At 57.3% G+C, this 23,765-nt stretch carries 14 protein-coding genes; 2 read left to right on the forward strand and 12 right to left on the reverse strand.

Annotated features, from left to right (window positions below):
* Positions 1-531 precede the first annotated feature (531 nt).
* The 4 genes from XH80_RS04805 to XH80_RS04810 form a co-directional block, all read right to left on the reverse strand.
* Positions 532-1,368: a YopT-type cysteine protease domain-containing protein gene (locus XH80_RS04805; protein ID WP_333968640.1), complete on the reverse strand. Its 837-nt coding sequence runs from the start codon at positions 1,366-1,368 to the stop codon at positions 532-534.
* Between the two features lie 725 nt (positions 1,369-2,093).
* Positions 2,094-2,267, reverse strand: coding sequence for a DUF7694 domain-containing protein (locus XH80_RS43885; RefSeq protein WP_442869114.1), 174 nt, complete (start codon positions 2,265-2,267; stop codon positions 2,094-2,096).
* On the reverse strand, positions 2,234-2,503 hold the full coding sequence (locus tag XH80_RS43890) for a DUF7694 domain-containing protein (protein ID WP_442869115.1): 270 nt from the start codon (positions 2,501-2,503) through the stop codon (positions 2,234-2,236). Before XH80_RS43890 ends, XH80_RS43885 begins: the two co-directional genes overlap by 34 nt.
* 1,855 nt (positions 2,504-4,358) lie before the next feature.
* Positions 4,359-4,574, reverse strand: a complete 216-nt coding sequence (locus tag XH80_RS04810) for a hypothetical protein (RefSeq protein WP_271597561.1) — start codon at positions 4,572-4,574, stop codon at positions 4,359-4,361.
* A gap of 1,737 nt (positions 4,575-6,311) precedes the next feature.
* On the opposite strand from XH80_RS04810, the gene trpD reads away from it, so the two are divergent.
* Positions 6,312-7,325, forward strand: coding sequence for an anthranilate phosphoribosyltransferase (trpD, locus tag XH80_RS04815; RefSeq protein WP_271597562.1), 1,014 nt, complete (start codon positions 6,312-6,314; stop codon positions 7,323-7,325).
* A 2,441-nt stretch (positions 7,326-9,766) separates the two neighbouring features.
* The gene (locus tag XH80_RS04820) at positions 9,767-11,077 is read left to right on the forward strand and encodes a peptide ligase PGM1-related protein (protein WP_271597563.1); all 1,311 of its coding nucleotides are present in this window, start codon (positions 9,767-9,769) and stop codon (positions 11,075-11,077) included.
* Positions 11,078-11,365: 288 nt separating this feature from the next.
* Here XH80_RS04820 and XH80_RS04825 read toward each other — a convergent pair whose 3' ends face one another.
* From XH80_RS04825 to XH80_RS04860, 8 genes are all read right to left on the reverse strand, one after another.
* The gene (locus XH80_RS04825) at positions 11,366-12,043 is read right to left on the reverse strand and encodes a 2OG-Fe(II) oxygenase (RefSeq protein WP_271597564.1); all 678 of its coding nucleotides are present in this window, start codon (positions 12,041-12,043) and stop codon (positions 11,366-11,368) included.
* Complete coding sequence (locus XH80_RS04830; RefSeq protein WP_271597565.1) at positions 12,031-13,191, reverse strand: GFA family protein; 1,161 nt, start codon at positions 13,189-13,191, stop codon at positions 12,031-12,033. The genes XH80_RS04825 and XH80_RS04830 overlap by 13 nt, the downstream gene beginning before the upstream one ends.
* 1,193 nt (positions 13,192-14,384) lie before the next feature.
* Positions 14,385-15,251 carry an electron transfer flavoprotein subunit beta/FixA family protein gene (locus tag XH80_RS04835; protein WP_271597566.1) on the reverse strand — a complete coding sequence of 289 codons (867 nt, stop codon included), beginning with the start codon at positions 15,249-15,251 and terminating at the stop codon, positions 14,385-14,387.
* A gap of 539 nt (positions 15,252-15,790) precedes the next feature.
* Positions 15,791-17,611, reverse strand: a complete 1,821-nt coding sequence (nifA, locus tag XH80_RS04840) for a nif-specific transcriptional activator NifA (RefSeq protein WP_271597567.1) — start codon at positions 17,609-17,611, stop codon at positions 15,791-15,793.
* A gap of 185 nt (positions 17,612-17,796) precedes the next feature.
* Positions 17,797-18,630 carry an SDR family NAD(P)-dependent oxidoreductase gene (locus XH80_RS04845; RefSeq protein WP_271597568.1) on the reverse strand — a complete coding sequence of 278 codons (834 nt, stop codon included), beginning with the start codon at positions 18,628-18,630 and terminating at the stop codon, positions 17,797-17,799.
* Between the two features lie 716 nt (positions 18,631-19,346).
* Positions 19,347-20,459 carry a nodulation protein NodZ gene (locus XH80_RS04850; RefSeq protein ID WP_271597569.1) on the reverse strand — a complete coding sequence of 371 codons (1,113 nt, stop codon included), beginning with the start codon at positions 20,457-20,459 and terminating at the stop codon, positions 19,347-19,349.
* Positions 20,460-20,623: 164 nt separating this feature from the next.
* Positions 20,624-22,651, reverse strand: a complete 2,028-nt coding sequence (locus XH80_RS04855; protein ID WP_271597570.1) for a carbamoyltransferase family protein — start codon at positions 22,649-22,651, stop codon at positions 20,624-20,626.
* Between the two features lie 322 nt (positions 22,652-22,973).
* Positions 22,974-23,762 (reverse strand): ABC transporter permease, encoded by a 789-nt coding sequence (locus tag XH80_RS04860; protein WP_271597571.1) that lies wholly within the window; start codon positions 23,760-23,762, stop codon positions 22,974-22,976.
* Positions 23,763-23,765 lie beyond the last annotated feature (3 nt).

Consider the following 23,765-nt stretch of genomic DNA (forward strand, 5'->3'; position numbering starts at 1 on the left):
AATCGGAAAGGTGGGCGACATCGTCTCGGAATCCCCGGGCGACTTCATATCGGTACACCCGGGCGACTTCGTCGGAATCCGCACCGGTGCGAGCGCATGCGAATGAGCACCGCAGCAGCTGTTTGGTTGACGAACCCACTATAGAAGCGACCGACGACGATTCCGATGCAGACGAACTAGAGCTTCGCGCCGACTGTGGATGCCTGGTCCGACCTTATCCCTGAAGGCACAATTGCGCGCAGGGTAACCAACAGGTTCGCCAAACCGGCCGACGATCCTGCCTAAGTGCAAGCGCAGGCGATTGCGGCTTTGAAGCGCGAGGGCGGGCTCACGTACTTGAGTGATCGGCCAACCTATATCGCTGACCATTCACCCCTCTCCGCACTACGTCCGGGAAGCTTCCGTCTAGAGCACCGACTGAACATCGGCAGAACGCGGCGGGTGCACCCTGGTTGGCGATGCGGCTGTCCCGCATCGACCGATGAGGTTCCGCGCGGGCTTCGGGCAAGTCCGTTGCACCCTCGGAAGCCCTCACGTCACCCTTTGCGTGACGACAGTCGCTATATCACGGTTATTCGGGGGACTGCTGTAGCGCTCCGCCAGACTCTTGAACAACCCTCCGAGCCGATCTGGCGCAACAGCAAATTCGCCATAGTTAGGATCAAAGAGGGTCGTCGTTCCATTCGACGTCGCCGTCGCGATCGAGTGGGCGCCACCCCCGACGAAATTCAAGCGGACCCAATAGCGGGACGCATCCTGGGTGACCTCCTGCACGATCTCGTCAATGCACGAAGATGTACCAAACCTATATCCCGTCTGTTCAGCAGACGCCTCTAGGCCGGCGTCGCGTAACATCGCGCTTTTTGCCTGGAGGCTGTGAGACCCTTCCGCACCATCCTCTTTCAATAAAGTCACGACCTGTTCATACTGCCCCTGCCGCCTTGCCGCTGAGCTGTGATTTTCAGTGCCCGGGAGCAGAGCCCTCATTCGGGATGAAGGGCTGCTTGGGAGACTAATGAGCCACTCCGCTACCAATCCAACACAAATCCCGCTGACATTGGCTTCGGACAATTCAGCAGTCCTGTAACCGAACAGATCACGGACAGGACTAGCGGCTGAGGATAGTTCCGAGCTGGAGGACAGAGAGGATGTGCTGTGGCGCGAGGTGCTTGGACTAGAATCGATTGCATCTGCGGTATGTGGCTTGCTGAAGCAGAGCCCCATTCGGTTGACCGATTCGTCTCGCGGCAGGCTCTCCCGCCGCGCGACTTCGGTGAGTGTTTGCGCAAATTCGCTACTGTCTGCGGGCCTACTCAAACTATCAGCTTGCTCACGGCGTGTGTATTCGCCATCGACTCGATTATACATGCTGGTTCACCTGCTTCTTCGGCGTACGCGTCCCTCAGAGGGAGCGCGCTGCTTCCATCTTTCCTGCGGCTGATATCGAGGCAAACTGACGAAGAGCTGACCACCAGACCAGCTTGGGGAAGCTACCGCCTCAGGGCATATTGGTTGCGCGACAGTCCCTGCTGACGAGCGCCGCTGCAGGTGGGGGGCCAGCGGTCGACCAGCTAGTCACTCTTGCACAGTGACGCGGGCGAGCCTGTGGAATGTAGATGCAGTCAAGATGATGGCTACGCTGGACAGCGCCTTCGTGAAATCAAATTCGACCGTCGGTTTTTGGTCGATCTCACTCGTCTCATGTGCGCCGCTCGGCCGGCACAACTTCGCCTCCATAGAGTGCGCAATTCGCGTCTTCGGATCGCTCCGTGATCGGCCATCGGCCAGCGAGGTGCTGTTGTTGCCGCTCAGGCACCTTCAGCACAGATCCGCAAAAAGTGGTCTGAACCTGCCAAGCCCCAAATTACGATCTATCGTGCCCTCTATAACAATGGCGCAGACATTCCCCCCGAGTCAGGGTGTCATTAGCGGCTCCTGTTTGACAGCGACATTTCAGACTTAGCCCGCCGTGCACAATGCAACAGTCGAGTGAGCCTGACATACACCCGCTTGTGACACCTCATTTCGAGACGCGGAACCTGTGCTCCTGCAACCGCTCGACACGCCTGCTCGAACGTTGTTACCTCAGCCCGTCATGCTGTCGCGCTGATCCGCGCGAACAACGTTGCCGCATCTGACGGACTTAATCCAACAACGCCTACGAAGCTCGGGGATGGCATCGGAATGTCTCGATAAGTGGGTCTCCACAAGTGAAGGCAATATCGGCTGTTATTCACATACCGCGATTGTGGCGGATGCAATTGCATGACGCTCTCCTCTTCATCCCAAAACAGGTGTCTTTGACAAAGCACATCTCCTCCCAGTTTGGACAACGACGCGGGGTCGAAACAGCGACATGCTCCCAGCCAGGATGGACAAGTGCTGTTATCTTGAGTTCACACCCGCAAGGCCCCCGCACAAAGAACAGACCGCAAGGTCCTGATCCCGGAGCAGTAGCGAACGGGCCACGTTGCACACGGCCAGCCTCCAGCTTGTCTATCATCTGCGCTCGCACGCTCGCTCCTTTGCCTCTCGAATAGCCTAAGGTCTACGTAGATGACGCTGTCGCGCAACAAGTCAAGCGTCTCGGTTCACGGCCCAATGTTCCTAAATCAGTCTACAGCGTACCATCTACAAAACCGGTAGATGCCTATCATCATCCACGCTCCTCCTATTCCTCTCGTGCTTGCGGCCTCGGTGCCGCTGGTTGCCCGAGCATGGGCGGCAAGCACGATCTGCGCGTTGGGCGAATTGCCCCTCCGATCGGACCTTGCGGCTACTTATGTAAATCCGTCATCGACCCTCTCCGAGGCGAAGCAGTTTCCCGTCGCCGCTAGGCATTCACTGCTCATCGCCGGCAGAGCGGACATCCCGCTCGAGCACACGAAGTCGGAAGCTCTTGAGGCCCCACCTCCTCTTCAACGAATTGGTCTTCATTATGGCGTGCTCCCCTATTGGCGGCGACATTTCATGATCCTGCCAGCACCAGTGGCGGCAACCAGATGGGTGAGGGTGACCTGCTTCGTGAGGGAGTACTTGATCCCTGGCGGCCTCCTCGCCAAGGCTGAACAGTCCTAATGTGCCGTTTATGTCAAAACGATTCAGTTCTATGGCATCCCGCTCGGCACAGATCGCGGCGAGCGTCTGGCCTGCCCTCCCTTCAAACTGATCATCCAGCGGATCGTCTGCGATCTTGGTCGTAAGCTAACGGTCAGGAACAATGAGTAGTCTATCTCATGGACTCCAACGGCGGATATCGCCCAATCTTTTCCGCGTCACTAAGATGCTGCTCTTAACGCGTTGTCTACGGCATGCCACAGCACTCACCCCTTGCTGCTAATACGGGTGTTGTTTCCGACATGAATGTCGCAACTTCGACGTCGCGCAACGGCTCCGTTTGACGAACACCCCATCAAAAGCGCTGCCGACAGCTCTACCTCCTGGCACGTCGCTTGCTGTGCTGCCAAACGCGACCTTGCTGGACCGAGGATGAATGAGCAATCAATCGGTCGCCAGGCAACGATCATCGATTCTCACACTGCCTTATGAAAGAAGACTGCTAACTTATGAGTGATAGGAGGCTAGCAAAGCTTGGCACATTTCCATTTGTCCGGCGCTGAGCGCGATGAACCGACACATTGGCGCACAACAAAGCACTCAATGATCAAGCATTTCGTCGCCGATCGTCCCTCCCTGCAACCCTGGAAGAGGTTGAACTGGCGCCTTTTCGGCGCACTTCTCATAAATGCGCTGCTTTGGGCTGGAATCTACTGGGTCATCACAGCGCTCTTCTGAAAAACTCTCGCGCGGGACAACCGAACGAGAGGTTCGTAGGGCCTATCGCATGCCGCGGCACATCCTGATGCCAGTGCGCTCTTCGCTGCTACCTGGATAAAAAATGCGCTGCTCCGGCGGCCGCAAAGGGAAGGTCGACGCATAACCCAGATGGCTCACATTGGCGATACTGATACGCCGTTGCAGCCGCCACCAAGTGCCAAACATTGGCCAATAGCAGCTCAACGCGTCCGTGCGCTGGTGGCATCCTGGCGCCCTCGTACGGCGCAACGGATTGACTGCACGTGAGAACCAGTACTCCCCATTCCCGTCATGTGAATTGAACGTTCGCTTTCGAGAAGCTGACGAAGCAAGGTGACCTGAAGGAACGTTGGGCAGGCGGCCAGCTCCGCCGCCATGTGCGATTGACCTAGGGCGGTCGGGCCGCCTCGCCTCTGGCTCCCGCAACGCCCCGTGCAGGCGGGATTGACTCGCTTGCTGAGCGATGTCTGCCTAGCCTCGGTCGGGTATAACAGGCTGAGGCCTTTATATGCCGTAGCGACGCTTTACAGCTCTTGCTCAGGCTACGTATCGTCCTCATTTTTGCGCATCTGCCACACGAGGGCACGCCGCGCTAACTTGTCGTATTCCAAGGCGATCTTAAGCAGCCTGTCTTTGGCTTTTCCATCATCGAGCGCGGCCGCTTTCTTTCGCGTTGCTTCCGCGCGGCCTAGCCAGTGATCGGGCTGGTAGAGTATGCTTTTCGAATTCATGCCGGGAGCATGCAACTCGTAGATCAAAGAATTGCGACGCCGACGCTCCGTATCATCACGTAGGAGGCACGCTCGGCACAGCCGGCTTCCGAAGCAGTCAGCCCCCTGTCCAGCCTAATAATTCAGAAGCGGCTGAGTACGCGTCGAAGACGATCCTTGTAGGAAGAATGGACAGTCACAGACATCTTAAGACCATCGGTCGCACGAAGAGACTTGAATCACACGCAGCGTCAGAGTGTAAGGTTCTGGACAAGTGGAGATCACATCTGACAATCGGGTGATTCCTGATAGTTCACGAGAATTGCCAATGCCTCAAGCACCTACACTCGCGCGGGACGACCGAATAGAGAGCCTCATATCATCCCGATGCAGGCCTGCCCGCAATTCATCGAATGCTAATCCTGTCTCTGCTGGACGAGATCGCGCGTTGCGAGGTCTACAGGGCAGGTCTCCTATCACCGCAGTCTCGCTTAACCCCACGCAAGACGAGACCTACCTCACAGATAGACCCACCCAACCTCTTGACAAATGTGGAACAGAAGGGCGGTGATACTAAACGATGTCCCAGCGCGTCATCATAGTCGATCTTGCAAAACCGAATGCGTCATCAACAACGACCTAACCACATCTGGCTTGCCTGATCTCTTTTCTTCGCCAGAGCTGCCCTGTGCCGCTTCGAGCCGGCATCGTGCCGAGTCCTCGGTCACTCATCGGCCGGCGATTAGGCTGCCCCATAGTCCCTCAGGTCATGTGCAGGCAGGCCCAAGCAATGCCGCGAGACATCGAGGCATGCACCGGCCGCACAACCACCAGCAGCTCCAAAAAGATCGTCTGCTGCGTCGGCGCAACCTTTCCCCCTATCGTGAGGCTCCGCCGGTATGGGAGGTGTCGCCCCTGTCATGCTGGATAGATGACGAGCTCCGTACAGTTGGCAGGTGGCGCGCTCCGCGCAGCAAGAAAAATGCGTAGCTCCACCGAATCAATGAATCGACAACAGCGAAGTTACTTGGCTTCGTGCCTCATACTCACCTGCCGCCCCCTCCCTCTTGGCCCGGCAATGACAACTGTAATGCTCGGGCCGCTCAACGCGCGTGATCGAATGCCGACCGCAGAGGAGAAAGAGGCCCGCATGGAAGACGTGTTCCGCTCCTGTAGTAGTCAAAATACCGGATCGCTCCGCTCTCGCTGCCTGCCTCAGATCCAGGCAAGATCGTCTCAGTCAGCAATGTCGCGACGTGATCTCCAGGCGGGACATCAGCAATAAGAGCAGCGGCTCGAAATGAAGATGCTGCAACCTGTCCGTCCGACTCCTCTCCAGACGTCACCCAGCTTGACATGCAGCGTCACTCGAGGGCTCGCCGGGCGGCTCACCACTTCATGCGGGCGGATCTAGGACGCGTCAGCGCTTGAGGCTGTCGCACACAGGCTCATTTGCGACCCGGAGCTCGGTCTGAACTCTTCAGCACGATATACTCAGAGTGCGCGGGAGGCCCATCAGCGGCTGCGCTACGCCGGCGCTCGGAAAGCCAAGACTAGCCGCCATGATCCCATCGACGGCACCATCGAATGGAGAGAGCTTGACCCTCACGTAGCGTCAGGTTGTAGCGTCGCCTCCGATGCTCACCCTCACCTGACGGCCGCCTCAAGGACAGGGGGGCATATCGCGTGCGAATAGACCGGCAGCTGCGACAAGGCACTCTTTTTGCAAAGGCACGTGACTGAACGGTCAGGCCGCAGATTGGACAAAGGAACGTGTAAAGTTCGATGGAACCGCTCAAGTCGATCATCGCCAAAGTTGCCAGCGGCGCCACTCTGACGCGTGAAGAGGCTGCGTCAGCGTTTGACAGCATGATGTCGGGTGACGCAACTCCCTCGCAGATCGGTGGCTTGTTGATCGGGATGAGGGTCCGTGGCGAGACAGTCGAAGAAGTCACCGGCGCCGCATCCGCAATGCGAAATATGATGCCCAAGCTGGAAATGCGATGCGACCCCATCGATATCACTGGCACGAGCGATACCGCTATGTGTTCGCTCAACGTATCGACGTGCGCTTGCTTCATCGTAGCCGGCGTCGGCGTTCCCGTCGCCAAGAATGTCAGACGCGCTGCGTCTTTGCGCTCGAGCATCGCAGACGTGTTGGCGCGCCTAGGCGTAAAGGTCGATCTCGAGCCCGACGCAATTGCACGTTGTGTGCAGGAAGCCGACATTGGCTTCATGTTTGCATCAGCCGGCTATCCTGCGATGCAGCGCATCAGCCAGATCCGGAGCGTGCTTGGAACCCACACGATGTTCAATCTGATCGAGGCTCTGTCCAATCCGGCCGGCGTCAAGCGGCAGATCCTTGGAGTGTTCACTCCCGAATGGGTGCAGCCTCTGGCGTACGTCTTGAACAACTTGGGCGCCGATTCGGTTTGGGTTGTTCATGGCTCGGACGGGCTCGATGAACTATCCCTCACCGGCACCAGCTTCGTTGCTGCGGTTGAGGCTGGTACAGTCCGCACGTTCGAAGTGACGCCGGAGGAAGCCGGGCTCCCGCGCTACCGCGCCGATGCGTTGGAGAGCTGTGATGTTGAGGCTCATGCCGCCGCGTTACAAAAAGTGCTCGATGGCCTGCCAGGACGTTTTCGTGATGCCGCACTTTTGAACGCGGCGGCGGCACTGGTGGTGGCCGGGCGTGCCTCGAACCTACAGGAAGGCGTAGTACTTGGACAAGAATCACTTGATCGCGGCGCTGCAGCCGCCCGGCTGAATCGCTTGATCGCGGTTTCAAACGCCTGAGAGCCGAGCTGGCTGATGCTCGATCGATGCCGTCAACAGTGCAGCTTACGCGCGCGAAAATATTGCAGCCGCAATACGCGCCAGTTTTGCGGAATTCGAGTGAACGCTACCGACGCAAGTCTTTATCAAAACAACTCGCGCTGAGCACGTGACCCGACAGCCATCCCTTGGCCTACTAGAGGCTGTTCCAGGCGAGGTTGCTGAGGTGAGGACCCGCGCCGCAACGTGCGTTGCGCGCCAAAGGAGATAATCTGTGATACCCCGGCAAAGGATTGAAACACTCGGAACGATCGCAACGATAGAACACATCATTCGGAAGTTTCGGGAGTTGATCGATTCAGATAGCTCGATCCCGCCAGAACTGCGGCGTGTGCTGCACGAGATCCTGGATGAGCATCTTATCGAAGCAAAACGGCGTGTTCTCCTGAGACTGCATTAGGTGCGTCGACTCCATGCGGGATATTCTGTGAGGTCGATATCGTGCTTTACGCGGATCCTAAAAATACTTGCCGCCAAGCCAGGCTTCGATCTGCTCGCTCGTCCGGCGGTGGACAATCGAGATTGCTAAGCGACGCGACTCTTGCCCTTCTCAGGCTGACCGCCGATGGGCATTCCCGCATACGCCCCGTGAGCAACTCCAACTTTCGTCGGAAGTCAGCGACCAACGTGCGTTGGACACGCCGCCGTCGTATTCGTCGAATCTCTCATCAAAGGGCTTACAGGGCAACAGCCCAACCAGGGCAGCGCTGAAATGCTTGCGACAGAACTTGGCGGGCTGCTTGGGCCAGCGTGAACTTGGCCACGTTCCCGTAGACCGCCCAAAATGGCTTGAACCTGACGTAGCGTTAAATCGTAGGCTCTTGGGGTGGCACCCATCCGGGTCGCAAGGACTTCGAATGTCTCAGCTCCTCAGATCCGCGGAACGATGGCCGCTCCTCATTCTCTATAACCCGTCACTCGGGAGGGCTGTACAGCGACTTCCGATCGCGGCGGCAGAGCTCGCACGTAGCCTCAAATGGTTCGGCATTTCTGATCCGAGCCATGCAGCTGTCGGCGGCCGCTCCGCCAGAGAGCCGATAAGGTCAGCATTTGTCGGCTTGGAACTCTATCCCACGCCCCTGGGTGGCGCTGCTTTGCTAGCAAGCCCCTCCCCTCGCGCAGCAACGCAAAAACTCAGTACGCCGAACCCGCTACTTTCAAACTGCTTTCCGGCACGTGGCAAGGCATTTCAACGCGCAAGGTGCGGCAGATGGTGAGCCAGCGCGGATTTTCGAGGAGTGACCCGCGGGTTTGGCTCCGCGCAACCAGCGCGGCACAGAAGACATTTCTTGGCATGCTGGAGCAGAAAGTTGAAAGACCCGGATGGCCTTAAGAAGGTCCTGTTAATTGATCATAGTGCCGGCCAGTGCCGTTACATCATCGGCTTCAAAGATGGAGATATGAGAACGGCCTATATGTGCGGCGAGCCTGTATAGCAAAGGCGCGGCAAGAAAACCTCTTCGTGGTGCGCCCATCACTACCGACAGATGCACACGAGCGCAGCAGAGCAAAGTGAGTGATCGATCGGCAGATTACCCTCGAGCGATATCTATCCTTCGCAACCCATGACAACCATCAAAAGCCGGGTTCTGCCAAGCCCCTGTGATCATAGCCTGTACAAGGGGCAACCGAAGCATATCACCGGGACACCGCCACGCAGATATAATGTGCGGACCTGATAGACATGAATAACCAACTGGATTGCTCGACCATGGCCGAGCAACACAATACGTATATTCTCGACAAGACCACAATCCATTTCGACCGGAAGACGCCCAGCTATGCCGTCAGTCGACACATCGAGCGGGCATCTCCTACCTTCGAAAGGCGCTTCGGTGTCCAGAGTGGAGACCGCCGCGAAATTCCTAGCCTCGCCCGGGACATGGAACGCTGCGACACTGGTGGACCTCTTAGGCTTTACGGCGGCAACACAAATCTCGATTATTTCAATCGAAACTCTCCGTATAGCAAGAATAGAGCGAGCGCTTACGGAATATCCAGATGTAGCCGAATGCAGCTGGTCGGCCGAGCCGATGCGCGCTGGGAAGAAGCACCGGACGGTTATGTGACCGAGCGACGGGGAGGCCAGATCGAGGAAGCGCTGATCGCAGATATCCGGTCACAAACCATTCTAGCGTCCCCCGCGAGATCATTTCACGCGAACGATTCCGAAGACCGTGCTAGGCGACGTAAAGCTTTTTCGCTGAACCGACTCGCCACGCGACCGAGCTGTCAATCGAGATCCGCAGATCGGAGACAAGCCGTTCGCTCGCGCTACATCGTAGGTGACTCGAGACGGCGCAAAATCTACGCTCTCTCAGAGCCTCACCGCGGCGTGGCAAAGACATCATGGTTGCCATGATGATCCCATCCCGATCACGTCCAGATACCCGGAGTCGAGAATGCCGCGGATCATAATTATGAATGCAGGTACGCCTCAGATGTCGGGCGCCCATCTAACAAAAGCTCAACTTTCGCTGGCTGCCAACTCGGCATATCGTTCAGCGTGGTTCGCTCAGGAGGGCGACCTGATAGTCTCCCCGGTAGTGATCCCGGCGGATCTGCTATCCTTCATTGGCAGGACGCTCAATTTCGATGTATCGAGTCTTCGCCTGGTTGTACCTGCGAGCCGCCAATCGACGATCCTCGATGATTGTACGTTGCTGTCCAAGACTGTTCTCGAGCGAATCAAAAGACATCTTTGTCAAAAATCAGCCTGGCGATTGTATCCCTGCTACTCTACCGAAGGCGTCGCACGGCTGGCGGCCATGCTAGGCATACCGAACACCGGTGACGAGTTCGCTCTGCAGCGCGGGCCTGATCTGTTCAATCGCAAGAGCCACTTCCGCCAATTGGCAACTGGCGTCGCACTTCCGCTCCCTCGTGGGGCAGTCGCGACAGACCCAAATGGACTCTTCGAAGCCGTCACCTCCCTCAAATCCGAGACCGGCAGGGTCATTGTAAAGTTGGATAATGGAGCTGGTGGCGTCGGAAATGTCATCTTGACCAGCAATAAGAGCGATCCGCTGCCTGGAGCCAGGGATACTCGGTGGATCTCGTGGCCGTCGTTTGATCCCGAAGCACTTTGGTCTGAGATGACAACAGCCTCCTGTCGGACGCTTGTCGTGGAATCGTACCACTTGGCCCAATCTTTGTTCTATCTCGAGTATGCAATCCGGGATGATGCATCAATCGCTTTTATCAATAGTGGAAGCATACGTCTGCGCAAAAGCACAGACCGATCCGAAAGAGCTCTGATCTGGAGCGGGCTTGAGCTTCCCAGCGACCTGGAGAACGGGCAACGGTTGGCTGCCCAGGCGCATGCCTACCGATACGTGGCACTAGCGCGCGACCTCGGATATCGCGGAATGATCAACATCGACGCCATTTTCGCTAAAGATGGACGGTTGCTGTTCAATGAAGCGAACGGCCGCTGGGGTGGCGGCTCGGTGTTACACAACATTGCCGTCCGTCTGTTAGGCTTCGACCATTCCGGTTCCAACGTTGTTTTATCAGTAAGAAATGTCCCATCACCATCCTTCCGAGCCGCGCACGATCGTTTCGTCAAAGATGGACTGATATACGACCGCACCCGTAAGGAGGGCGTAATCCCACTTGCCGCCGACGAAGAGGCTGGCACTGTGGAGTGCGTTGTCATTGCGCCCAACAGGCCCGCGGCCCACGATCAGCAACACCGATTGTTGAGCTTCTAGCGATCACACCGTCAGCCGCTCACTTCGGCGCCGCTGCCAGCGGGCGCACTATCGCGCGCCGCCGTCGACCCCGCGGTTTCACGCAGCGAGGAAGATGACCACGATCACCGAGTAAGCTTTGGTCGGATGATGTGTTGTGGCCATACATAGATCAATGCTAGCCATCGCTTCCGTCAAGAATTGCCTTAGACTTACGAAGGTCAGTCTGACCACAAGATGGGAAATTATTTAATTCTCCGCAGAGCTCGCTCGCCGCCCGATTCTTGGAGAACCACATCAGGCGCCACCCTAAAGCCGAGCGGTAGAGCTTCCGATGATCCGGCGGTTCGCGCCGCCACGTTTCGAACAGAAGTACACGAGGGATCGGCGCTCCCCGCTCAACACCGGCCTTACCTCATGCCGGACCTTACATGTTGTGACAATCATAGCGCCAAATGGCGGTCGGAATACGTGTTGTTCGTACCGCGTTGGATGTACCACGAATTCGCCACCGTTGAAGTCTCCCGTTAGCTGCACAATCACAGAGTACTCGAAATCCGGATCGCTCTCCGCGTCCAAATGGATGCCGACAAAGGACCCCGGCGGCATGCGATGCATTTGGCATCGGCGAACCACGTAATCTGAGGATGCTCCGAATATCTTGCTTAGCGCGAAACTGCGGTCCTTACTTTCGAGTAGCTGCATGATCTGCCGTGCAGCTGTCCCACTCACGTTGATAGGCGCGCGGCCCGGCGGGTCTACTCTCACGCGCTTGACAAAGACCCTGTGCAAGTCGCCGGCATCTCCCTCCCGCACTTCTTCTTCCGGGATATCAGCTTGCAGATGATCGATCTTGGCCAAGTCGTCTTGCGTGAACAATATCTGCGGAGCGATCACGACCGTCCCTTTTACTAACAGCTCTACGCGGTACTTTGTCAGAACTTCTTCTGAAAGCAGACGGGATTTATCATTCATTACGCGCGCCATTCGAGCTCACTCCTTTGATTTTCGCCGCATGACTCCGGGTCCTGGTGCATTGACGCAAATGCTTGCTCCCAATGCTCGCCGTCGAACTCAGTTATTCTTATGCGCTCGATGGTCCTTCTATCCAGACATCGAACATTTACGCTGAATCCGGAGGGGCTCGACCTCGGCCTATAGAATGGCTTTACGCCACAAAGCCGGCAAAACGTGTGCCGAGCAATGTTCTTGTTGAACTGGTACGTAGTGAGGAATTCTTCACCGCACTCGATGCGTAGCTTATTGCCAGTTACGAGCAAGTGGACGAATCCAGACATTTGACAAATTGAGCAATTGCATCGAATTGCAGACAGCTCTCGCGGCGCACTGACGTGGAACTTGATGGAGCCACAATGACAGCGCCCATGATGTTGGATCTCGGAGCAATCATCTCCCGTGCGCACGACCATTCCGAGCAGATCGCGGCACCATTGGACACTAAGCTGATAGGCTCGATCGAATTCATCCAAAAATCGATCACTACTCCCGGGCGGCACGAGTTTGCCAATCAGCCGGCCTGTCATTTCTCCGTGGTACTTCTCCGCAGGATCCTCTCCGCCGACATGAACGCGAAAATACTCGAGATCGTCCGGTCGCGCTTTAAAGGTCCTTACCAGAGTGGTCCACAGCGACTGGATCATATCCGCAGCATGGAGTTCAAACGCAACCATGTAGGCGCAACGTACCAGGGCGTCTTTCGATGACAATCCGGCAAAGAGAGAATGCAGGTACTGCTTCGTCCTGTCGCTATAGTTGGGCAGTATTGCTCTGCCGAGTAGTTGCGAGGCATCCTTTCTCAAGAGGTTGGAGTGAAAGTATTCCGTCACAAGAATATCGGGTAGCGCTGCCTTATCGCCCTGGAGAATCCGGCCATGGCCACCGGTCTCATCCCAGCAGATAAAATTAGCGACCACGCTGGTCAGTTCAATGTCCCTCGCAATATCCCGATTTTGATGCATTGCATCGAATATGAGATCCCTTTGGGACCCTGCCTGCAGGTATGGGAACGCCTGTGACATCGCCAGGTATTCAGGCAGCAGGCTGGCGATTTGATCTTCGGACATCTGCGAGGCGAACGGATGCGGACCGAACAAGGCCTGTGCTTGCTCGGTCAAGTACTCGCACGATATCTTCGGAGGTTGATCCGGTGCAAATTGAGACGCTCGAGATGTCATTTGACTCTTGCAGATGAGAAGCGAACCGGTCTTTGGCGAAGCAACTCCGTATCCAGGTCAACTATTAACCGGCCAGAGTTCTTTGGCTTCGAAGGGCCTATGACTGCGTTCACCTTCCTGGCGAACTTTCGTAGTTTCCTTGGCCGGGGCAGAAAGCGGCATGCTCTGTCCTGCCCATGCACATCGAAGGGAATGCGTTCATTGATGGAGCAGGGAGGATCCGTCGGTATCCGGTCCCCCAGCAATCCGATGCTGCAATGCTAGCCACGGCCGGCATGCGCGTGGAGGCTCATCGTGAATACTTCGCCGCGCACGCCAAGCAAAGGCTAGTGTCCCGTGCGCGAGTGGCGCGCCTGCTCTCTCGGCGATCTTGCAGCTTTCGCGGTCCGGGCCGAATGAGTCAAGCCCTCGCGGGTGCTGCTGCCATTTCATCAAAGCGCTGTCAGCTTGGTGCAGCATTTGCAAAATCCAATTCGTACCTACCGAGCTCATAAGGCGTCCGGTCTCTGGTGGGGCAGGTTCGCGACTGCCACCTCTTAGGTTACTACTGGCTCACAGCAATCATGATGCCAACTTTTTGAATTAGCTTCGTAAGTGTCCGAAGTATAAGCTCGTGACCTCTCCCCATTGCAAGTGCATGGCACTTGAGAGGCTGCGCACCGCCGTTAGGAGCCAAATAGCGAACCGCCTGTAGCCGTTCTCATGCGTACGGGGCCTGCTGAATCGTGGAGATTGCCTCAAGGGCGCCCGAGATTGGCTTTGCGCCCTAGAGCCAGCGACAGCGCTTTTGGCACGCAGGGGCTTGCGCTAGTATTGTGACGAGGGTCGCTGACGTATTCCGTCTTCGCTTGCGACCGTTACCGGCGAAGCAGTGGCCTTCCACGCTGTCGAACACGACCGAGCGGAGGATCTGGAATAGGCGCAAGCCAGTTTGGCCGTATCCCGACAATCCTGTGCGTTTGCAGGCATCGACTGTAACCATAACGTGGTCTACGACCATGCGGCCCCAATTAATCGCGAGATCGACTGATCGCCATAGCAGACTCTATCGGCAGCTGGTCGAGATTCGTAGCTATATGCAGCGCGCTCATCGACACGGGCGCGGCATTGCTAAATTCCTTGGAGCGCAATTGCTAGGATTGCCTGGACTCTCCTGATCGAGCCTCACGAGCAAGTGCCGTAAGATCGGTTTCGAGCTTCGGTTGATGCGAGAAAATTGCGTCCATCAACGCCTGCGCGGGTTGCTCGGCGGACTCAACCAACGCCGCCTTCTCGGCGCGCGCAGAGGGAGCGAACACACGCTTGACGACAGTTGGCGAGCCCTTGAGCCCGCATTTGGAGATGTCTTCGACGCCGGCATCTTGCGCGCTCCATTTCACGATTTGGGCACGCGCGGCACGCAAGGCATCCGGCATCGCACCGCGCCGAATCTGATTCGTCGCCTCAAGCATCGTGATGAGGCAGGGCAATCTGGTGTGCAGAACCTGCACACCACCTTCCGAGCGTCGCTCCGCTTCTATTGTTTGATTGGCGACGTCCAAGGATCTGACCTTCGCAACGTAAGTTAGCTGGCCTACGCCCAGTCGCTTTGCGATGCCGGGGCCAACCTGCGCAGTATCTCCGTCGATGGTCTGCTTTCCCGTGAAGATAAGGTTTGTCTGGCCATATTCCTTACCAATTTTACGGATCGCTGTTGCAAGTGCATAGGTTGTGGCCAGCGTATCGGAGCCCGCAAAGCAGCGATCGGTAAGCAGGACGGCGCGATCAGCACCATAGGTCAGAGCCTTTCTCAACGAGTCCTCGGCCGATGGCGGTCCCATGGTGAGCACGGTAATTTCGCCACCGAACCGATCGCGCAGCTCCAGCGCGGCCTCGAGGGCGAAGAGGTCATATGGGTTGATGATGGTCGGCACTCCCTGACGCATGATTGTATTGGTTACGGGGTGCACGCGGATCTGCGCCGAGTCCGGAACTTGTTTGATGCAGACAACATTATGCAAGGGGTTGCTCCTAAAGTAGCGTCAGCTGCGAAGAGAACAGCAAGTGTTGTACCATCCCCGCCGTTTTGGACTCGGCTTGCGGTCACAAAGGCTCAAACCGGGTAATGCGCCTCTCTAGCCTGCTTCCTGACAAACGAATGCCGACACGAGTCAGGGCTCCGACAGCGCTGTTCCTGAGCGCGCGCCACGCAAGTGACGGCAGGACGGCTTGCGGGATGATTGTCGCTAGTCACCTGCGCGCATCGGACAGATGGAGGGTCAATAAGCATTTCATTTGCTAATCCGGCTTGATTGAGCATAGGTACGATAGCTCTTACGTCACGAGCAACCGGCGGTTCGCGATTGTATGACCCGCAGTTGAGGCTCTCATGGCGCACGCTCCATCTCTCACTGAACAGATCAGCCCTGCTCGCGGTCGCCGCGCTTGCAGCCAAGTCGGCGCCGCGGAGGGTCCCATTCCCGTCAGATTGCACGAACTGCCTAGGCGGATCGTCTTCACCTATCGATTTGGCGGTAACAGATCAGACCGATGTAGCCGTTCAGAACCGCTTTATCTCGATTCCGTATTTCCTCAGCGCGTAGCCGACTTGGCGCGGGGTTAGTCCAAGTAGGCGCGCTGCCTTGGCCTGCACCCAGCCAGATTTTTCCATCGCCGCAATGACCCGCTCGCGATCGGCCATCCTCGCACCACTAACGAGAACCGTGCCCGGAGGTGCCTGTGGGGCCAGTTCGCAGCCGGACTGCGGCGGCGGGGTCGTTTCGGCTAGCGGAATGATGGGCTCTGCGGGCGTCGGTTGCATCGGCGCCGCCTGGTCTGCTTTGCCGTACGATGTGCCTTTCCACAGCATCGTGGAACGGCACTGGTCTTGGCTGCATGCAAAGTCACTTCTCACAATCGATGATCCGGAACACAGCGTCGCTGTCCGCTCGATACAGTTTTCGAGTTCGCGGACATTTCCCGGAAAGCCACAGCTCATCAGTACTTCGATCGCACTCGCCTCCAGGGTGAGCGCACGGCCGTTCTCGCTGTTGAACTTTCTGAGGAACTCTTTGGCGAGCAGCGGAATATCACTGCGTCTTTCGCGCAGCGGCGGCAACAACAAGGGCACTACGTTAATACGATAATAGAGGTCCGCGCGGAACTCACGCCTTGCCACGGCCTCTTCGAGGTTCCTGTTGGTCGCAGCTATAACTCGAACATCGACCTTAATCGTGTGATTGCTACCAACGCGCTCGAACTCCTGCTCTTGCAGAACTCGCAGCAACTTCGCCTGAAACGGAGCTGAGATCTCGCCGATCTCGTCGAGAAATAGCGTTCCTTTGTCAGCAAGTTCGAAGCGCCCCTTACGAGAGCTGACAGCACCGGTAAAGGCACCTTTCTCATGGCCAAACAATTCCGATTCCAGGACCGTCTCGGGGAGCGCCGCGCAATTCAGCTTAACGAACGGCCGCTTAGCACGGGACGATGACTCGTGAATGGCCTTGGCTACAAGCTCCTTGCCGGTGCCCGATTCGCCACGCAGCAGAACCGTGCTGTTCGATCTGGCTACAACCGCAACCTTCTCGAGCAGCCCGCTCAGCGCCGGGCTGTCGCCAATGATCGCGTGGGCGTGAAGCTTCTTACGCTCGCGAGCGGGCGGCCCACCGTCGACTAGCTGCCTCTCTAGCCGGTCTTTGTCCACTAACAATGGCTCGCGATCGCCGGCTAACAAGCGATGTAATTTCACTGTTTGTCCCACCAGGTTGGCGACCATGGTGAGCAGCCGCGCATCGTACTCAAGCCCGAGACTTGAACTTTCCTCCGGGATACGGTCGATCGTCAGCGTGCCAACGATCCCGGCATCAATGCGAATCGGAACCCCGATGAATGCTACCGGTATACTCTCGGAGGCGCCGAGAACCTCCCGGTCGGCAGCGCTGAAGGCCGGCTCGGCGGCAACGTTCTCGACGACAAGAGCCCTGCCTGTCGTTACAATCTCGTCGACTGCTTTCTGCGGCAGGTAGCTCGGGTAACCTTCGTCGGTACCTTCGCTCGAGCCGGCGCCGACTGTAATTTCTGGCATGCCGTCATCCCTGAACAGTGAGACGATGCCGTGTCGCATCTGCACAAACGATTGCAGAACAGCAAGGACTTTGGCCAAGGTGACTTCGAGCCGACCAGGAGCATTGAGTATTTTTGATATTTCCAAGATGCCGGTCAGCGCGTTCTCATGCCACGGGTCCCCCGAGGCCTTGCGTTCCGGCTCCTGTTGCGAGGCAGGTCTTTCGCTCGAGGAAGGAATATGCAGCATGAGCCTGTCTCCGTTGTCCTGATCGTCCTCCCTCGAGCCGTGTCGGGATTGGCGAGCTTCGTTTTGCATGTCACTCTCGATCTAGCGCCAAATGTTGACGAGATGACATCGAACCCTGACACTTTTTGATGGCACGACAGTAAACTTGCAGTGTGCCTTCGATTCATTTTTTGTTGATTGTATGCGCGCCGTCAGCGGAGAACACGAACGCGGTTGCTCCAGTTCAAGTCAGCTTCGCCGCCGCGCCGGCCGATTCACAGATGCTGCCCACCATTGATCGGCACCTCAGCACCCGTGACATAACTCGCCGCATCCGAGCACAGGAAGAAGATGACCTTGGCCGTTTCATCCGGGGTCCCCACTCTGCGCAGCGGGATACTGGGAACGAGACGGGCTTCCGTCTCCGGCGATAGCATGTCTGTTTTGATTTCGCCGGGCGCGATCGCATTTACGCGAATGCCATGCGGCGCGTAGTCGTGGGCCAGTTCGCGTGTGAGGCTCGCAAGCGCAGCTTTCGAGGTCGCGTAGGCGCTACCGGCGAATGGGTGCACCCGCGAGCCCGCAATTGACGTCACATTCACGATCGATCCTGACGCGGCTCTTAGCTCATCAAACAAACCCTGCGCCAGCAGGATCGGAGCCACCAGATTAAGGTGAAAGACCGTCATCCAGGTATCGATTGACGTGGTCAACGATGTCAGCCGATCGCCAGTGGGCGTTTTGGGCGAGACACCTGCATTATTCACCAGCGCGTGCAAGGGCGCACCGGCCAGGCGCTTCTTGACCTCGGTGATCGCGCGCGACAGCATTCGATGATCGCCGAGGTCAATCTGGAAGTGATCGTCATTCCCAGCCCCCCAGGGGCATCGCTCGCCGTCGAACGGTTGGCGCGCGCAAGAAATGACGCGCCAGCCCGCCTCCGAGAATAGCTTAGCGGTGGCATGGCCAATTCCGCGTGATGCCCCGGTGAGGAACATCGCCTTCGGCTCACCACGATCAACTTGCGCTTTATCGGCCTCAACGAGGCGATCCAAATGTGCTGCGGGCAGCGCTCTGATTAGTTTTTCGTTTGGCAGATCGAGACCCACGGCCGCCTCCTCTACTGTTGCGCCCCGCACCCGTAGCAGGATTTGCGCCGCCGCGATGCACGTAACTCCACTTCCGTTTTGCGTCCTAATGTCGCGCTCGCGGAATGCTTGGCGGATTCAAGACAACGGCGGTGAGCTTTGCAACAGTGACGGTGAATTCGCTACGTGAGTTTGCGAGTACACGCGCCTGCTTCATGAAAGGACGACCAGCCGCGTTCGCCTTCTTGATCGCTCAGCCGTGCGAGCCTGCGGCTCGTCTGCACCTCTCGTCGAAGTCAAAAATCGCTCGGAATAGCAGCCACGGCCATTCGCCACTAACTCAAAAACTGACGTACAAGGCTTGCACGTTAGATTCGCCAGGGGTCGATTTTGATCTATCGCACCATGCTCTAAGCGGCACTGGGATCTCGCGGGGCGGGTCGGTTCCAAGCACGAGCTGGCATGCTGCAACGTTCATCCGTGATTGAGCGCCGATTCGCTTCCATGTCTGGCCTACCCGAAACGAAGACGCGCTCCTCTTGATACGCTGAAGCCAGCACTTTAGGGCCGTTGTCGGAGTCGCGACTTCAGCCGAGGCATCCGACCGCCGCTTCGTTCTGTTCGCCGCCGAAAGTTTGCGGCAACTGCAACACGGGAAAAAATCGTCGCACCGAAAGATCTTTCAGTACTCTTGGATCACAGAGCAGCCGTCAGATCGGTCAAGCGGTTTGCGACTTTCATGAAGCCATGAGCTCTTGCGAGTCCTCCTCAATGAGGATCAACCGGCCCGGATCCTTCAAATCGAATTCTATAACGCGTGGGGCGAAGAGACGCGCATAGCGCGTGAAGGCGCTCGTCGGGGGAAAACGGATCACGGTGTCGCAGCGGGCAAGGAGATACATCTCGGTGAGGGCGGAAAAGCCACCTTCGGCTCCGAGGGCCGGATTGTGCAATGGGCCGGCTTGGCGCGCCTGGAACTGCTTTGGGATCACGAAAACATCAGGGAATTTAGCCGAAACCTGCTCAAGGACGAACGCGCTGTCCGTGCACAAGAACGCCCTTACAGGTTTTGGGTGGGGCAAACCCCTGGCCCTATCAATGGCACTGCAGACCTGCTGCAAGGCGCGCTCCGCGTCAGCCCAGTAAGGAGCATGCCCCATAATATCTTCGCCGTTGCCATGCCGGACATGAATGCCGACGACGCTGTACGGCTCAAAGTGCTCGCGGTAAATAGCATCAATCCGAGCCTGAATTTCAGGTCGCGGCTTGATACTCCGGAAGATTTCTCGTTCCGCCTCCTGATCGCACCGCCACATCAGGCAGGCATCACAGATGACCGTGCTAGCGTCGCTATCCTTCTGACTTTGGAACAGTTGATCGAGTTGGTCGCGTTCCCGGAAAATCTGCTCGTCCGGGCGATAGACGCAATCGATAGATGGCTTATTCCACCATGCCGGAAAGAATGGTCCCGGAAACGAACGTTGATTGATGTCGTCATCGCAAATTACCTGCACACCTGCAATGTTATCAACCGGTTCGAAGAAGACTGGAAAGGCATTGGTGAATGGTTCATCAAGATAACAAGATCCCCGCCAATCAATGGCCAGCGTCCGTCCTGTCTGCCTTGCAAAACGCCAGGCTGCCGCCAGTGACCACAGACAGTCGCCGAACCCCGTACGTCGCCGGGACACGACGAACCGATCATTGCTCGAACCGCTACCCATCTGCCTTGCCTTTTCACGCGCTCCTGGTTGGACAAGAGACGTCAATACAGACGTCTCGGGTATCTTCTCGCCCGGCGTCACGGCCTGAAATCGCGGTGCCGACGAGCTGCATCGGTAGAACTTCATAGCAGGGCTATCCGTGATGGGCCGCGTTTTCTCAATACGATCGTCGTTTCTTCGGCGGGGTTGCATCGACCTGCCCGAAGTCCGATGCCCGATGTCCCCTCTGCATCGGATGGCCTGGTCCCCTCACATGCACGCATGGGCGTGGCCATGCTCATGAGTCACGGCTAGGTTCCGCTTGGCACTTTGTTGTGACCGCAACCCCCGCGCAGCGGATGCAGGCGAATGCCCCGAAGCTCCCATACGAGCCGCAATTCCTTCACAAGATCTTCACGCTTGGCCTGGTCCAGCAGGGCTGTGTCGAAAAGCGACCCGAGCGACGCCTCGCCCTCGATTCGCATCAAGATCTCGAAAAGCTCAGGTGAGATACGCATGCTAGAGTGGGCGGAATGTCCGGTGCGGATCTCGCAGATCGTTTCCTGACGATCTGGCGCTATGTGGGAGCGAACACGATGAAGAGATGCATACGGCGGCAATGACGCGCCAAGCGCACTCCAATCCTGCAGTGATGCTGATCGTTTCCTGACGAGGAACGGCCCAACAACAAGACCGTCCAGATCAGTCGTCAAAAACGTGGTGATCGCATCTGACACGGACTGCACGATCGGTTCGGCATTGTTGTTAAATGAGGTATTTAGAAGAATCGGAATGCCCGTTCGCTTCTTGAACGCATTAATGACATCCCAGTAGGCGGGGTTTGTCTTGCGCGATACGGTCTGCAGCCGAGCGGTCCCATCAACGTGCGTAATCGCACCGAGCACGTTACGCTTGGCTTCACGCACACGAACCACGAAGTTCATGAAGGGGAGCTGCCGCGTGCCGTCGGGGAGCTCAAAGAACTCGCTCGCGTCCTCCTCTAGTGCAGATGGCGCAAAGGGGCGATAGCCCTCGCGCTTCTTGACCATCGCGTTGATGCGGTCTTTGTTTTCCGCAGGCCGTGGGTCCGCTAGAATGCTGCGGTTACCAAGCGCACGTGGGCCGAACTCAGAGCGACCCTGAACCCAGCCGATTACAGCGCCATTTGCCATCCAGTCTGCCGCACTGGATGCTACGTCATCACTTCGTCGAATGTCGAGGTGGCCTGACCATGCGTTGAGCTCAAGCTCTACGGCTTGCTCGTTCCCGAGATCGGGCCCCCAATAAACGTCCGGTAGTCGCTCGCGCGGCGCTGGCCTGCCTAGCTCGCTTGATAGCATTAATGCGGCGCCGAGCGCGCAACCGGCGTCGTGCGCCGCGGGTTGAACAAAGATGTCGTCAAATAGCCCGGAATAAAGCAGCTTACCGTTCAGCGTGCAATTATGGGCCACCCCGCCAGCTAGGCACAAGCGTGTCATGCCCGTCGCCTCACGATGGTGCCGCAGGGTGTGAAACACGATCCGCTCCAGGGCTTCCTGCAGCGACGCGCTGACATCTCGATGCTGTTGGGTGAATGGCATTCCCTTTCGCCGAACCTGGATGTTGCGCACCAGGGCCGGTCCGATTCGATCCAGGTGAACGCGATAGCCACCGCTGTCCAACAACTCGTAGAACTGCCCGAAGAGCTCGCGATAGCGATCGGGATCACCATACGGTGCAAGCCCCATCACTTTGTACTCGTCGAACATCCCGTAGCCGAGATATCGGATCGTCTCGAGATAGAACAGCCCAAGAGAGTTGTGTTCCGGGAAACTTACAAGCTCCGCAATTTCGGTGCCGGACCCTACCGCCATTAAGCCTGAGAGAAAATCGCCCCCGCCGTCGATCGCAAAGACCAGACTTTGCTCGAACCCGGACATGGCAAACGCGCTCACGGCATGTGCTTCGTGGTGATTCACGAAGGAAACCCGGGACGGATTGATCTCGGCCCCGAATTCCCGTGCCAACAGCTGCCGCAGCAACAGTTTGGGGTCCAACGGAACGGGCTGAGAAACAGAAAGGCGCTCGAGCATGGCTTTGCAGTAAGCTTCAGTCGCGTAGAACGCGATACGATCGATGTCGCCGAGCTCTACTCCTGCGGTAGAAAGGCAGTATCGGATCGAATTGCTGGGGAACTTGTTGGAGTGCTTGACGCGGTTGAGGCGCTCCTCTTCGACAGCAGCAATTACGCGGCCGTCCTGCACAAGTACCGCAGCGCCATCGTGAAGAAATGTATTCGGTAGCTCCGGAGAGCTTTCATAGATACTGTCAAGGCCGCCACTCAGTCCTAGGCACAACATCCCGTTCTCCTGTTGGTCATGACGGGAAGGCCATGCCTTCCCACCGATCTAATCTGTACAGTCACGCGCAGCCGGTACGCGTGCCAGACAGCACAACACGACTTTGCACGGCCCGTCTCGGCCCGTGGCGACAGGCGCTCAGAAATAAGGGTGCTGGCGTCCGACACCGATGGGCCGAACAGGCGGCCCTAGAGCTGGCTTGATCGCGGCCTCTCAAGGCCGTTGCACAAGCTACTGTGACAGACCAGGTCACTCGCGAGCTACCGCGGAACGCATCATGACACTGCATCGCTTTGACTTTCTCCGTTTCGCTGAACTCACGTCAACGCAGCAGGCGGCGCCGAAATAACGCGATCGACGCGAAAAAGGGCAAGACCGCGTAAACGCAGAGCGCACCTACGTGTAGGGCGGCACTGTCGGCGCTGCGCTCAAGCATCACTGAGCGAATAAGGTCGACTGAATGTGCGAGCGGCAACAAGCCGGAAAAGTGCTGAAAGGAGTCAGGCATTTGGCTCGTCGGAAAGACCGCGCCACACAAGAACACCATGGGCGTAAGGACAAGCGACTGGTAAAACACGAAGTAATCGTAAGTTGGCGCAAGAGATATGACGACCATTGCCAGGCTGGCGAAGACAAGGCCCGTAAGGGCGATTGTCGGTATCGCACAAAGAACCGACGTCCAGGATGCATAACCCAGGGTGGCAGCGACAATCCCGATTGCTGTCCCGGCTAGAACGGATTTACTGGCCGCCCACACCAACTCACCTAAAACGATATCGCCAAGCGTGAGCTGTGTGAACAGAATTCCCTCCCAGGTGCGCTTGACATCCATCCGAGCAAAGGCTGCGTACAGAGTTTCAAAGGTCGCGGATGTCATAGCGCTGATCGCGACCATACCCGCCGCCAAAAATGCAATGTACGAAGTCCCCTCAACCCGTCCCACAATGAGTCCGAGCCCAAAGCCAAGGCCAAACAGATTGGTTATGGGATCTGCGAGGTTGCCGAGAAGTGATGCAAGCGCGACTTTCCTCCATGCCAAATAATTTCGACGCCATACCGCGGTCCAATTGTATGCATTAGCCGGCATGACCGACGCATAACCATCATCCATCGC

Origin of the sequence: Bradyrhizobium sp. CCBAU 45384, assembly GCF_028128665.1 — a bacterium.
GTDB classification, from domain to species: Bacteria; Pseudomonadota; Alphaproteobacteria; order Rhizobiales; family Xanthobacteraceae; genus Bradyrhizobium; species Bradyrhizobium manausense.